The organism is Mycobacteroides sp. CBMA 271 (assembly GCF_009729205.1).
Taxonomy (GTDB): Bacteria; Actinomycetota; Actinomycetes; order Mycobacteriales; family Mycobacteriaceae; genus Mycobacterium.
In genome coordinates this window covers 885,311-898,288 of sequence record NZ_VTHB01000001.1, presented here as the reverse complement: position 1 = coordinate 898,288, position 12,978 = coordinate 885,311, and the positions used below count along the sequence as shown (strand labels likewise).

General features: G+C 63.5%; 16 protein-coding genes and 1 pseudogene. 10 read left to right on the top strand and 7 right to left on the bottom strand.

From position 1 onward, the window contains the following. Positions 1-79 precede the first annotated feature (79 nt). The 3 genes and pseudogenes from FZI91_RS04545 (at position 80) to FZI91_RS04535 (ending at position 1,867) form a co-directional block, all read left to right on the top strand. A pseudogene (locus FZI91_RS04545) lies at positions 80-280 on the top strand (hypothetical protein). Then, positions 265-1,536 (top strand): inorganic phosphate transporter, encoded by a 1,272-nt coding sequence (locus FZI91_RS04540; protein ID WP_155937489.1) that lies wholly within the window; start codon positions 265-267, stop codon positions 1,534-1,536. Before FZI91_RS04545 ends, FZI91_RS04540 begins: the two are co-directional and overlap by 16 nt. Before the next feature lie 49 nt (positions 1,537-1,585). Then, complete coding sequence (locus tag FZI91_RS04535; RefSeq protein WP_155937487.1) at positions 1,586-1,867, top strand: hypothetical protein; 282 nt, start codon at positions 1,586-1,588, stop codon at positions 1,865-1,867. A 29-nt stretch (positions 1,868-1,896) separates the two neighbouring features. On the opposite strand, the gene FZI91_RS04530 is transcribed toward FZI91_RS04535, so the two are convergent. Beyond that, positions 1,897-2,283: a VOC family protein gene (locus FZI91_RS04530; protein WP_155937485.1), complete on the bottom strand. Its 387-nt coding sequence runs from the start codon at positions 2,281-2,283 to the stop codon at positions 1,897-1,899. 27 nt (positions 2,284-2,310) lie between these two features. Beyond that, entirely contained in the window at positions 2,311-3,198 is an 888-nt protein-coding gene (locus FZI91_RS04525) for an SDR family oxidoreductase (RefSeq protein ID WP_162526707.1), read from the bottom strand. Positions 3,199-3,341: 143 nt separating this feature from the next. On the opposite strand from FZI91_RS04525, the gene FZI91_RS04520 reads away from it, so the two are divergent. The 3 genes from FZI91_RS04520 (at position 3,342) to FZI91_RS04510 (ending at position 5,444) form a co-directional block, all read left to right on the top strand. Next, positions 3,342-4,178, top strand: coding sequence for an NAD(P)-dependent oxidoreductase (locus tag FZI91_RS04520; protein WP_155937483.1), 837 nt, complete (start codon positions 3,342-3,344; stop codon positions 4,176-4,178). Between the two features lie 91 nt (positions 4,179-4,269). After that, positions 4,270-4,929 (top strand): hypothetical protein, encoded by a 660-nt coding sequence (locus tag FZI91_RS04515; RefSeq protein WP_155937481.1) that lies wholly within the window; start codon positions 4,270-4,272, stop codon positions 4,927-4,929. Further along, positions 4,926-5,444, top strand: coding sequence for a hypothetical protein (locus FZI91_RS04510; RefSeq protein WP_155937479.1), 519 nt, complete (start codon positions 4,926-4,928; stop codon positions 5,442-5,444). Before FZI91_RS04515 ends, FZI91_RS04510 begins: the two co-directional genes overlap by 4 nt. Positions 5,445-5,459: 15 nt before the next feature. Here the strand turns inward: FZI91_RS04510 and FZI91_RS04505 are convergent, their stop codons facing one another. From FZI91_RS04505 to FZI91_RS04490, 4 genes are all read right to left on the bottom strand, one after another. Then, positions 5,460-6,395: a 1,4-dihydroxy-2-naphthoyl-CoA synthase gene (locus FZI91_RS04505; RefSeq protein ID WP_155937477.1), complete on the bottom strand. Its 936-nt coding sequence runs from the start codon at positions 6,393-6,395 to the stop codon at positions 5,460-5,462. Between the two features lie 56 nt (positions 6,396-6,451). Then, positions 6,452-7,138, bottom strand: coding sequence for a hypothetical protein (locus tag FZI91_RS04500; RefSeq protein WP_155937475.1), 687 nt, complete (start codon positions 7,136-7,138; stop codon positions 6,452-6,454). Between the two features lie 107 nt (positions 7,139-7,245). After that, a complete protein-coding gene (locus FZI91_RS04495; protein ID WP_155937473.1) occupies positions 7,246-7,704 on the bottom strand; it encodes a carboxymuconolactone decarboxylase family protein in 459 nt (152 codons plus the stop codon). Further along, positions 7,701-8,051 (bottom strand): GNAT family N-acetyltransferase, encoded by a 351-nt coding sequence (locus tag FZI91_RS04490; RefSeq protein WP_155937471.1) that lies wholly within the window; start codon positions 8,049-8,051, stop codon positions 7,701-7,703. The genes FZI91_RS04495 and FZI91_RS04490 overlap by 4 nt, the downstream gene beginning before the upstream one ends. 48 nt (positions 8,052-8,099) lie before the next feature. Between FZI91_RS04490 and FZI91_RS04485 the strand changes: the two genes are divergently transcribed. Then, a complete protein-coding gene (locus tag FZI91_RS04485) occupies positions 8,100-9,107 on the top strand; it encodes a pirin family protein (RefSeq protein WP_155937469.1) in 1,008 nt (335 codons plus the stop codon). Here the strand turns inward: FZI91_RS04485 and FZI91_RS04480 are convergent. Next, positions 9,104-9,547 (bottom strand): nitroreductase/quinone reductase family protein, encoded by a 444-nt coding sequence (locus FZI91_RS04480; protein WP_155937467.1) that lies wholly within the window; start codon positions 9,545-9,547, stop codon positions 9,104-9,106. The genes FZI91_RS04485 and FZI91_RS04480 overlap by 4 nt on opposite strands. A 262-nt stretch (positions 9,548-9,809) precedes the next feature. On the opposite strand from FZI91_RS04480, the gene FZI91_RS04475 reads away from it, so the two are divergent. The 3 genes from FZI91_RS04475 to FZI91_RS04465 all read left to right on the top strand — a co-directional run bounded on the left by FZI91_RS04475 (position 9,810) and on the right by FZI91_RS04465 (position 12,951). After that, positions 9,810-11,177 carry an oxygenase MpaB family protein gene (locus tag FZI91_RS04475; protein ID WP_155937465.1) on the top strand — a complete coding sequence of 456 codons (1,368 nt, stop codon included), beginning with the start codon at positions 9,810-9,812 and terminating at the stop codon, positions 11,175-11,177. A gap of 74 nt (positions 11,178-11,251) precedes the next feature. Beyond that, positions 11,252-12,550, top strand: coding sequence for an oxygenase MpaB family protein (locus FZI91_RS04470; RefSeq protein WP_155937463.1), 1,299 nt, complete (start codon positions 11,252-11,254; stop codon positions 12,548-12,550). Then, on the top strand, positions 12,550-12,951 hold the full coding sequence (locus FZI91_RS04465) for a hypothetical protein (protein ID WP_155937461.1): 402 nt from the start codon (positions 12,550-12,552) through the stop codon (positions 12,949-12,951). Before FZI91_RS04470 ends, FZI91_RS04465 begins: the two co-directional genes overlap by 1 nt. The last annotated feature ends 27 nt before the right edge of the window (positions 12,952-12,978 follow it).

Genomic DNA, 12,978 nt, shown 5'->3' with positions numbered 1-12,978 from the left:
CTCAAACTCCTGACAAGGGACGGTCGGCCGTCCTGGTTCGTGTCGACTTGCTTAGCGATGTTAGCGCCGACGACTTCCATTGTCGCCAGGCAAGAAGCTAGTCGCAATCGGCACCGAAACCGACGAGCAGTCCAAACAGTCCGCACCTACAAGGTTAACGGAATGTGAACTCCTTGCGGGAAATATCAAACTGGCCGGTCAGCGCTAGAACTTGGTCCGCCATCAGCTGGTCAAAGTCAAGGCCTTTGCCCCAGAATTAGCGCCATGGACGCAACCATGATCATCTTGGTGCTGTTGATCGCCACGGCACTGGCCTTTGACTTCACCAACGGGTTTCACGACACCGGCAACGCCATGGCGACGTCCATCGCAACGGGTGCGCTCAAGCCCAAGACCGCGGTGCTGCTAGCGGGGGTGCTGAACCTCGTCGGCGCATTCCTGTCGGTCGAGGTCGCCGTCACGGTGACTACCTCGGTGATCAAGGTGCAAGACAGCAAGACGGGGCACTTACTGCCCAACGTCACCCCGTCCATGGGTCTGACGATCATCTTCGCGGGCCTCATCGGCGGAATCCTGTGGAACCTGCTGACCTGGCTCTTCGGTATCCCGTCCAGCTCCTCGCACGCTCTGTTCGGCGGTCTGATCGGTGCGGCCCTCGCGGCCATCGGGTTGTCGGGCGTCAAGTGGGACGGCATCCTGCAGAAGGTCATCATCCCCGCGTTCGCGGCGCCGCTCATCGCGGGCCTGGTCGCCGCCGCAGGTACCTGGCTGGTGTACCGCATCACTCGCAACGTGGTGAAGAAGCGCCGCGAAGAAGGCTTCCGCTGGGGCCAGATTGCCACCGCGTCGCTGGTCGCGCTGTCGCACGGCACCAATGACGCGCAGAAGACCATGGGCGTCATCGCCCTCGCGCTCATCACCACCGGGCACCTGACGGGCAACGTCAAGGAGACCGGCCTGCCGTTCTGGATCATCGCCAGCTGCGCGCTCGCCATCGGTCTCGGCACCTACCTGGGTGGCTGGCGTGTCATTCGCACCCTGGGCAAGGGGCTTGTCGAGATCGAATCACCGCAGGGTCTGGCCGCCGAGGCATCCTCGGCCGCGATCATCCTGAGCTCCAGCGCCGCCGGCATGGCCCTGTCCACCACCCACGTCGCCACCGGTTCAATCCTGGGCAGCGGCGTCGGCAAGCCCGGCGCCGAGGTGCGCTGGGCCGTCGCGGGCCGCATGGTGCTGGCTTGGCTGGTCACCCTGCCCGCCGCCGGCCTCGTCGGCGCGCTGTCCTACTGGCTCTCCAAGGGCGTCGGCGACCTCACCACTCCGATGGTCGGCGACCTCATCATCTTCGCCCTGCTCGTCGGACTGTCCGGTTACATGTGGCGGCGCGCACAGCAGGAGAAGATCGACTCGAGCAACGTCAACGCCGATTGGGACGACTCGACGAACTCCGTGGTGCCCGCCGAGGTTCGCGGCGAGGCAAAGGTCGAGGCGCCCGCCCAGTCCAAGGACGCAGCCAGCGACACCGCGTCGGTCTGACGTCATTTCCGCGAAACCCAGCGAACCTAGCGAATAGAAGGAATCTTCGATGAATTACGCAGAGTCGATCCTCAAGGTGCTCGTCGTGGGGCTGATCCTCGGCGCCGGCCTGCCCGCGGTCTTCGCGGCGGGCATGGTCGCCTACTCATCCGGTGCAGGTGGCGCCAATGACGACGGCACAGTCGTGGCCCCCAATCCCGCCGTGAAGTTCCTCGGGCTGGCGCTGTTCACCCTGGTGGGCGCGGTGGTCCTCATCGCGCTGCTGTGGATCACCCGGACGACGATCATCCACCACACGGGTGTGGACTTCTTCCCGTTCCTCAAGAAGTAGCTAAGGCAACCAAAGACACCCGGCGGGCGCTACCGCCGGGTGTCTTTGCGTAGCGGGTGGTCCGGAGGTATCTGCACGAAGATCAGCGTGACACCGTCAGGCGCGGCGACGTGCATCTCGTGCAGGCCCCACGGCTCTTGTTGTGCAGTACGGGTTATCGAGGCCCCGCGGCTCTCGAGGTCGGTCTGCGTCGCGTACACGTCACGCACTTGGAGCCAGAGCGCACCTGGAAAGGCAGCCGGCGGGCCATCGGGGCGGCCGTGTCCGGCGATCTCGATGAGCGACTGCCCGGCGAAGAACACCATGCCCGCCCCGTAGTCGCGCGCGACGGCGAGGCCCAGGGTATCCCGGTAAAACACCAGCGCAGTGTCATAGTCCTTAGGCCGCAACAATATTCGGCTGGACAATATCTCCATGCGCCGTGTCTACCACGGCAGACCAGACTAGCCCAGGGTTTCGGGTCCAGTCCGAGCCATGCGGGTGATCAGCTCGGGTGCCACGGCGTTTACTGCCGCGGCCAGCACCGAGAAGCGTGGGGCGACGCGTGCGGGACGCACGCGCGCGGCCAACACCATCCACTCGGCCGCCTCGGCCGAGGTCAGCGCCGGTGCATCGGTGAAGGCATCGGTGGGTGCGATCATCGGGGTGCGCACCAGGGGGTAGTAGAGCGTGCTGGTGTGCACGTTGTACTTCCCGTACTCGGCGTCCACGGTGCGGCTCAGGGTCGACAGCGCGGCCTTGGATGCGTTGTACACCGCGAACTTCGGCACCACGTCGTTGAGCACACCCCAGGTGGCCACGTTGATGATGAGCCCGTCGCGCCGCTCGACCATGCCGGGGGCGAACCCGCGGATCAGCCGTAACGGCGAGAAGTAGTTGAGCTGCATGGTCCGCTCGGCATCGTGCCAGCGGTCCAGGGATTCATGGGTGGCGCGTCGAATCGACCTTCCGGCGTTGTTGATCAGGACGTCGACTCCGCCGTGACGCTCGTTGACGGTCTCCACGAGTTTGTCGATGGCGTCGAGGTCGGACAGGTCGCATGCAATGGCATGGGCTTCGCCGCCGTCGGCGGTGATGCGATTGGCGACTTCGGTCAGCAGGTCTTCGCGACGGGCGACGACGATCACCTTGGCGCCGAGCTTGCCAAAACGGTAGGCGGCTTCTTCGCCGATGCCGGATGAGGCTCCGGTGATGAGCACCCGTTTGCCCGTGAGGGACTCGCCGTAGTTGGAATCGAGCTGGGCCCGGACGAGCGCGGGACTGGGGTATGGCTGCATTGCCGCGCGCGCGAGGGCCGTGCTGATGCGCTTGCTGACCGAGTTCTTACTCACGAGTAAGAACTGTATGCCTCTTTGGGTCGATGTATACCGCCGGGTTCTGGTGATGTGCGTCTCGGCGCGCCCACTAGAACGCGCGTCCAGTTCGGGCGAATAGGCTGGTCTGCACTTGAACCTATGACGACAAGGACGTGGCTATGGGATCGCTGGCAGGTAAGACCATCATTATGTCGGGAGGCAGTCGCGGTATCGGCCTGGCCATCGCATTGCGCGCGGCGCGGGACGGCGCGAACGTGGCCATCATGGCGAAGACGGCCGAGCCGCATCCCAAGCTTCCGGGCACCATCTACACCGCCGCCGAGGAGATCGAGGCCGCCGGTGGCAAGGCCTTGCCCATCCTCGGAGATGTCCGCGATGACGACGTGGTGACTGCTGCAGTGGCGCAGACGGTCGAGAAGTTCGGCGGCATCGACATCGTGGTCAACAACGCCAGTGCCCTGAATCTCGCTCCCTCGGAGTCGATTTCGATGAAGGCATACGACCTCATGCAGGACATCAATGCGCGCGGTGCCTTCTCGCTGTCGAAGTCCGCGATCGGCGCGCTCAAAGGGTCCGACAACCCGCACATCCTTACGTTGTCGCCGCCAATCACCTTGGACCCCAAGTGGTTCGATCAAACCACCACGGCGTACACTATCTCGAAGTTCTCCATGAGCCTGGTCGCCATCGGGTTGGCCCAGGAGCTGCGTGGTTATGGCATTGCGTCGAACGCGCTGTGGCCGCGCACCACCATCGACACCGCCGCCATCCGGAACATCCTCGGCGCGGAGCTGGTTGCCCGCTGCCGGTCCGCCCAGATCATGGCTGACGCCGCGTATGAGATCGTGACCAAGCCCAGCCGCGAGGTCACCGGGAACTGCTTCATCGATGACGAGGTGCTCGCCGAGGCGGGCGTCACCGACTTCTCGCAGTATCGCGAATGTGCCGAAGAGGAGCTCGAACTCGACTTCTGGATGGGGCGCGCCGCAACATAACCCCACGGAATCGAGTAGTCCGCTACTCGCTCGTCCACGCGACGGTTCGGTGACGATTACCCCCACGCAATTCGGGTGAAGGGTATTCGCGATGTGTAAGACCGAGCCTCGACGATGGACGGATCTCTTCCAGCCGCGCATCATGCTGCCCGTCGCGGTCGCGATTTCCGCGGCGGCGACGGGACCGTTTGTGCACAGTCCCATGCTGCTGGGTGTGCTGGCGATCGTGGGGTTGGTGGCATTGACGCTGGCGTTGTGCCCCGCGATCAAGCAGGTCGAATTCGGTCTGCCCTCCGGGCTGCGGATAACCGCCGACCTCACCAAGCGGGAAGAGGAGCTGGAGCGGACGTTCGAGGTCCAAAAGCCGATCTTTGAAGAGTGCGCGAGTCTGCTGTGCGATGACCCGGAACTCGGCAAGCGCTTGATGGAAACCGCGATCGCCCAAGCCACTCTCAAGTGGCGGGGGCCGGTGCACCAGTCGATCCAGACCTTCACGTTGTGCTGGTTTGTCCACGCACTGATGGCGCATTTTCGTTTGACGATGACGGGTCAACCCGGCGCCGGACCAAACCCGCTGTCTCAGTTGACACAGGTGCAGCGGGTGGCCGCGGTGCTCAGTGCGTTCGCCGAGGTCGGAATCGATGACCTTTCGGACATGCTCGGGTTGACGCCTTCGGAGGTGCAGACCGAACTCCGGGTTGTCGACGGTGTTCTTGCGCCGATCGCCCATTCGCGAGGAGCCGGACGATGAACGATCCCGCCGTCCGTGGGCTGCTGCGGTCCGTCGCGCTCGGACGGCAGGCGGTACACGTCGACGTCCCCCGATCGGTGGCGACCGGAATCGGACAGCTGCGCGGCCGAATCCTGATGTGGTACACGGTGGCCGGTGCGATAGCGGTGGTGATGGGCGCCGGTGCGGTGGGTGCCCACGTCGCGCTCGCGCAGTCCGCGGAAGGGGGCCGTGATGCTCCCACCCCGGTGATCCATTCGGTCTCCACCACGCCACCGGTGACCCCGGTGACTGTCACCGCAACCAAAACCAGCACGTCCACCGAGACGGCGACGGAGACGAAAACTGTGACCTCCAACTCGACGGCAACCGAGACGGTGACATCGTCCACGACGCAGACCGAGACGACCACGGAGACGGTTCCGACGACCGTCACCAGCACGGTCACCAGTACGACCACGGTCACCGTCCCCACGACGGTCGTGTCGACGACGACGGCGCCGTGTAGTACTGGCAGGCAGAACACGGTCCACTAAGCGGGCTCTCAGGGCCTAGTAGTGCCAGGGGTACGGGGACCAGTCAGGCTTGCGCTTCTCAAGGAACGAATCGCGACCCTCCACGGCCTCATCGGTCATGTAGGCCAATCGCGTTGCCTCCCCGGCGAATAGCTGTTGTCCGACCAGCCCGTCATCGGCGAGATTGAAGGCGTATTTCAGCATCCGCTGCGCCTGCGGGGACTTCTCGTTGATGGCGGCGGTCCACTCCAGCGCGACCGTCTCGAGGTGTTCGTGGTCGACGACCTCGTTGACAGCTCCCATGCGGTGCATCTGTTCGGCGGTGTACGGCCGGCCCAGGAAGAAGATCTCGCGGGCGAATTTCTGGCCGACCATCTTGGCCAGGTAGGCGCTGCCGTAGCCGCCGTCGAAGCTGCCGACATCGGCGTCGGTCTGTTTGAAGCGGGCGTGCTCCCGGCTGGCCAGCGTCAGGTCACACACCACGTGCAAGCTGTGCCCACCACCGGCGGCCCAGCCATTCACCAAGGCAATCACCACCTTTGGCATGAAGCGGATGAGCCGCTGGACTTCCAGGATGTGTAGCCGGCCGGCGCGCCCCGGGTCCACGGTCTCGGCGGTCTCGCCACCGGCGTACTGGTATCCGGTGCGTCCCCGGATGCGCTGATCGCCGCCGGAGCAGAACGCCCAGCCGTCGTCCTTGGGGCTGGGGCCGTTCCCGGTGAGCAGTACCGCGCCGACATCGGAGGTCATCCGGGCGTGATCGAGGGTGCGGTACAGCTCGTCGACGGTGTGTGGCCGAAATGCGTTGCGCACCTCGGGCCGGTCGAACGCGATCCGCACGGTGCCCTGGCTCACGTGCCGGTGATAGGTGATATCCGTCAGGTCCTCGAATCCCGCAACCGGCCGCCAATGCGTTGGGTCAAAGGGATTGGTGGTTGGCTCCCGATTGATGGGGGGACGGTCCTGAGTCATGGCTCCGACTCTAGAGGCCGCCACGTGCGCGGTCTGTCGAAGCTACCTGTGAGCTGCTACGCCGACGCGGATGTGGTCCATTGCGTGAAGAGTCCCGGTGGCGGTTGTTGGCACCAGGCCCACTTGCCGTCCTCCTTGCGGAACTGGTTCGGCTTGGTCTGGGTTTGGGTGGCGGCACCGCCGAGGCTGTACGTCGCGGTGATATCGCCGATGGCGCTGTCGCCGATGATTTTGATGTTGTCGATCGCGAACTTCTCGACCGTGGTGGACTCGCGGATCACCTGCAGCACGGTGGCCGTGTAGGCGAACTGGTCGCGGCTGACGATCGCCTTGACCAGCGCCGCGCGTTCCCCACTTCCCGCGCTTGGGAACCGCTGTGCCACATTGCTGGACAGCGTGGAGGTGTCGCCGTACATCAGCGCCTGTTCGGCGCCCTTCCAGGAATTGATCGAGGGGACGAGCTTCTCATCGGCGGTGCGGCTGGACACCTGATAACGGGGGCACGTGAGGGCGTTGCCGGCGTCCAAATCGAGGCTTCCGAGGGCCTTGCCTAACTCGGCGCTCACCTGGCGGATCTGGTCTTGGTCGCTCGCCTGCGTCGACGTGACCGTTGCCGCCGGAGTCTCCGAAGGCTTGGTGAGTGTCTGGTAGACGGTGCACCCCGATAGTGCGGTGGCGAGGGCGGCGGTCACGACGACCACACGCATGGACTTTCCGAGATGTGCGGCACGCACCTGAGGCATTGTCGAACACCTTCCCCATGAGAAATGTCAGTGGCCAGATCATTAGGCTGGCTTAAGAAACCTAACTCATGACGGTCCGGGCGTATTCCCGACCCAGGGGACGGATATCAGCGCTTCTTGATCGGGTGGCGGCTCAGGATCGAGATCCGGTTGAAGGTGTTGATCATGATGGCCGACCACACCAGCGCCGACACCTGATCATCGGTCAGATGTTCACGTGCGGCGGTGTACTGCTCGTCGGTGAGGTGGTGGTCGGCGACCTCCGTCACCGCTTCGGCGATCGCGAGGGCCGCGCGCTCCACATCGCTGAACAGCTCGGCCTCTCGCCAGATGGGCAGCACGGCGATCCGCTGGGGCGACTCGCCTTCCTCCAGCGCCACCCGGGTGTGCAGGTCCAGGCAGAACAGACACCGGTTGAGCTGGGATACCCGAATGTTGACCAATTCCAACGTTGTTCGCGTGAGCCCGGCTTCGGCGGCGCGAGTGCGGAGTTCAGCTGCTGTCGTGGTCAGCCCCTGGTACACCGAGGGAGTCTGCTTGTCGATGTAGACGCGGTGCGCGGTCATCCTTGGTGCGCCTCGACGGCTGCCAGCGCCTCCGGGGTCACCTGGTCGACGACGTCGTCGAACTCGGGGTGCTTGCCGACGAATTTTCTGACGTACGGGCACACGGGGATGATCCTGCGTCCGGTGGACCGGGTGGATGTCAGCGCGGACTGCACCAGCGTTCCGGCAAGGCCGCGACCGCCGAACTTCTCGTCGATTTCGGTGTGAAAGAAAATCCGCACCTCGGTGCCGTGCAGCGAGGTATCCAGATATTCGGTGAATCCGGCGAGTTCGCCGTCGGCGGTGATTTCGAAGCGGTGCGAATCGGGCGCGTCGGCGACCGGGGGAGCGGGCTCGGATCCGTTCATGTGGCCAACTATGCCGCACACTTGGCCCGTGCGGCCGATGATGATCACATGAGCAACACCGAGACCACGCCGACGGAAACCCGCTGCGAGGTCGGTCCCTGCCCTCGCGACGGAGCCGGGCATCCCGTGGTCGAAATACTCACTGCCCGAGAGGTTCCACTCGGAGGGCCACGTGCAATGACGGTGCTGCGGACGCTTCCGCAGGCCGGGCGATCGCTGATCGGCGCGTGGTGTTTTGCCGACCATTACGGTCCCGACGATGTCGCGCAGACCGGCGGGATGGACGTCGCGCCCCATCCGCATACCGGGCTGCAGACGGTGAGCTGGCTGTTCACCGGAGAGATCGAGCATCGCGACAGCCATGGCGTGCATGCGATGGTGCGACCGGGGGAGCTCAACCTCATGACGAGTGGTCGCGGCATTTGCCACTCCGAGGTGTCGACGGCCCAGACAACCATTTTGCACGGTGTGCAGCTGTGGGTCGCCCTGCCCGATGAAGCCCGAAATGCCGCACGCGATTTCCAGCATTACGCGCCCGAGTCCATCGTCGTGGGCGGGGTGAGCCTGCGGGTGTTCCTGGGGACGTTGGCGGGGCAGGTATCGCCGGTGCGGACGGCCACTCCGTTGCTCGGCGCCGAACTGGTGCTGGAGCCACGGAGCACGGTGCGGTTCGATATCGACCCGGGATTCGAGCATGGACTGATACTCGATACCGAGGCCATCGAGTTGTCGGGCACCAGATTGTCGCGCGGTGAACTCGGATATGTCGGCACCGGCGTCGAGCAACTGACCGTGACGAACCCCACGGATGTGACCGCGCGGGCGATCCTGTTGGGCGGTAAGCCGTTCGACGAGCAGATCGTGATGTGGTGGAACTTCGTCGGCCGCGATCATGATGAGATCGCCGGGTTCCGTGAGGAATGGCAGGCCGAGTCCGAGCGCTTCGGGCATGTGCAGGGTTACGTGGGCGCGGTGACCCGATTGCCAGCGCCTCCGTTGCCGACGGTGCGGATGGTCCCGAGGCGCAATGCCCCGACGTCCAATCCGGGGAGTTAGATCGGATCGAGCCGGAAGACCGCCGAGATCCCGGCGAGTGCCTCGAACTCGTCGGGCGTTCCTTCCTTGACCAGGCCGGCGTTCTTGATGAAGCCGACTCCGGTGGGCACCTCGATGGGGAAGGCGCGCAGCACCGGCCGTGATTCCTCGGGGGAGAGTTCGACGATGCGCACCCGCTGAATGTGCCGTCCCTGCGTAAGCGTGCCCTCTTTGGCCTTGCGGGCGTTGGTAATCCAGGCTGAGCCCGGAACCCCACCGACGGTGTAACGGTGCCCGTCGAGCATGAACGGGGTGATCGGGGTGGGACGCGGCTTGCCGGACCTGGCGCCCGGCACGGTGAGCACCATCATGGGCAGTTTGAGACCCAGCTTGTGTCCACCGATGACGACTTTGTTGAAGATCTTGAGCCACCTGGGAAAGGGCTTGATGTCAACTGGCATGACATGACGGTACGCCCTCGGCGGTGTGCTGACTAGGGGTTGGGAGTCCTCGAAGCATGTCATCCGAATGTGGAATGGGCGATCGCAGTCTTCGGCGATACAAATTGATAGTGATGGCTCAGGTGGATGGGTTAACACGGCTATTCGGGCTGGCAAAACGCGAGTTAAAGCGGAGGTGCATGCACGAGGCTCGCCGCATGTTGATACGATATGCTAACTTTGTATCAACCAACTCGAGTAGCTCAATCGGGAGGAGCTTGATATGACGGAGATGACGTCCGGTGCGGATGTGCGGACCGACTCGGAGGATCGATCTATCCGGGATGAATCCGCGGACGACTATCTGTCGATCGATACGCCGATCACCAGGAACGTCATCTACGGCCCCGCCTACGTCCCGAGGTTGGAAGGCGACGACAGCCTCATGCGCGGTCAGCAGGAGCCGATCCCGGTGCCGGCGAACTCGTTGTTGTGGAAGTACTTCGGCGAATATGCGGTGATGCTCGCCGGCGGAGCCAATGCTGGGTTGCTGCAGAGTCTCTTTCCGCAAGTGGCGCAGGGGGTTTCCGAACATTCCCAGCTGCTGAACTCGAAGGACTATCGCGATGTCGCGCAGCGATTGATCAACACCCAGGTGGGCATCACCAAGGTGATGTATTCGTCACCGGAGGTAGCCAAGAAGTACGGAATTCAGCTGCGCAACTACCACAAGTCAGTGAAGGGCGATATGCCTAATGGGCGGTCCTACCACGCCCTGAATGCTGAGACGTGGTACTTCACCCATGCCACCTTCTTCGTGACCATCTTCGAGGCGAGCGATGCGGGGCTGTTCCGTAAGCCGTTGACCTGGGAGGAGAAGGAGCAGGTCTTCGAGGAGTCCAAAGCGTGGTACTCGCTGATGGGCGTTGACGACCGGGCGCAGCCGGAGACGTACGCCGAATTCGAAAAGTACTGGGAACACACGGTGAAAACGCAGATGTTCGCCAGCAAGATGTCCGATTACAACTTTGTGCTGGTGCGCGGAGGTAATTTCGACAAGCTGGTGCCGCCGCGGCTGCGTCCAGTGGCGCGGCGGTCCGCCCCGCTGATTCGTCGAATGATGCGTGTCGTCACGGTGGCGCCTCTTAAGCCGGAGATCCGGGATGCGCTGAGAGTCAACGACCTTTACTCGCCTGTCGACGCCAAGCTGTTCCGCGCCATGGTTAGGGTGCAACGGTGGGTCCGCGAGGGCATGCGAATTACTCACGTGCCGTTGAAGTACCGCTATATGCCGGTTGCGGTCGAGGCATTCGAGCGCGCAGGGGTGCACCCCGATGACATCACCTTGGAGTCGGCGAGAGAGGCGCTACGGAAGGCCCGCGCCGAAGCGGGCGGTGCTCGGTCCCTGTCCACCGTGATGTGTGCAGAGGCGGTTGCCGAAGGCGCCATCTGCGCCAAATGCCAACGCGAACTTGAGGTGTGCGCCGACTGTCAGGGATCCGGCCACGTTCAAGACGAAGTGTGCGATGTGTGTGACGGGGTTGGACGTGGGTGCCGGGTGCATCACAACAATTGGAGAGAAGTGGGCCGCGGCAACGGCGTTGGACTTGAAGGCGATCTCTCGGTGACTGGCTCGCCAGCGAGCGGCTGACTGGGGCATGGTAGCTAGCACGCCAAATACGGACCGCGGCTGTATTCGATGATTCATCACCCCAGGAGGAACCTATGACCAATACCGAAATTGCAGAAATCACAACGGCACAGGCCAACAGCGACCCTGATGTGCTGACCGTCGATACCATCGTGGGGCGGAATGTCTTTTATGCGGGGACTCGCCTTCCGGATCGTGGCGCGGACGGAAGTTTGGGACCCAGGGAGCGTGTCCATCACCCCGTACCACCGAACTCGTTGCTGTGGAAGTACGCCCTGGATCCGTTTGTAATGGCTGTGACCGGACAGCGGCTCGCCATCATTGAGAACATGTGGCCACAGTTGGGTCAGGGGGTGTCAGATCACTCGTTGATTTTGAAGTCCAGCGACTTTCAGGTGTTGGCGCAGCGCGCAAAGAACTCGATCAAGGCCATCTCCGGGGTGCTGTACGCAGAACCCGAGGACGCGCACAAGGTGGGTGTGCAGTTGCGTAACTTCCACAAGCCCATCAAGGGGGATATGCCCGGTGGTCGCAAGTATCACGCGATCAATGCCGACACGTGGTACTTCACCCACGTGACATTCTTTGAGCTGATTTACCGGGCTAGTGATCTCGGAGTGTTGGAACGTCCCCTGACTCGAGACGAGAAGGAACAGATCTTCGAGGAGTCCAAGGAGTGGTATTCGCTGTTCGGCGTCGATGACCGCCACCAGCCGGAGACCTATGCCGATTTCGAAAAGTATTGGGAGCACGTGATGCATCACGAGCTCACCGATTCGAAACTGTCGCAATATACCGTGGGATTGGCGTACCCGGGCGCTGCGGCGAAATTGTTCAGCAGGGCGCTTCCACCTCCGCTGCGCCCCTTGGCTCGACCGGTGGGCGCGGTCAGTGGCGGCTTGCTTCGGCTGATCACCATCGGCCCACTGGAACCGCATATCCGTCAACAACTCGGGCTGGCGTGGAGTTCTCGGGAGCAGCGGCGGTTCCGCCGGTATGCCGCGCTGTTGCGCCGCACTCGAATGATCTTGATCCGGCTCAAGGTGCCTCTGCGGTATAGGTTTACCCCGGCCGGTGTGGCGGCGTTCACGCGTGAGGGACTGGATCCAACTGAGATCACACTGGATTCGGCGCGCGCTGCGCTGCGGCAGGCGCGTGCACAGCGGACCACGGTGTCGGCCGTCGTCGCTTTCGATCCGGATTCTGTGGTTGTCCCGCCCGTCGACACGGTGTGTGCTAAATGTGCTCGCCTGCTGGAGGACTGCGAGGAATGCGCCGGCGCGGGACATGTCAACGGTGATCGCTGTGATGTATGCCTGGGCACCCAGCGGGGCTGCCCGGTGCATCACGATGACTGGGCCGAGCCGTTGTGATGGCCGGCCCACGTAGCCGTGGCGCGGTTCAGCGGTTCGGCCTGCTGGTGATGACAATCGCTATGCCCGTGGCAGGTTTCTCCTGGAGTTCTGACGCGGTCGCCGAGGCCGAACATGTTGTTCGATACGTCGTCACTGCGGACGCCGGTCGGGAGATAACGGTTCACTTCCGGGTCGCCCCCCAGACGGAGAGCTGGAGCGGGGTGCATTCGGAGAATTACTGGGTCAGCCCTGCGGAACCATGGGAGCAGGTTGTCGCGTTAGAAGATCCGGGAAGCGCCTACGTGTCGGTGCGGAACATTTGGTGGAATCCGAATCTGCGCTGCGAGATCTGGGTTGATGGCAAGCGCACGATGGAGAGCAGCGGCGTATGTATTCCACGCCCGGTAGAGGTCCGGTAGTACGACGTGCTGCGGTTACCTTCGGGG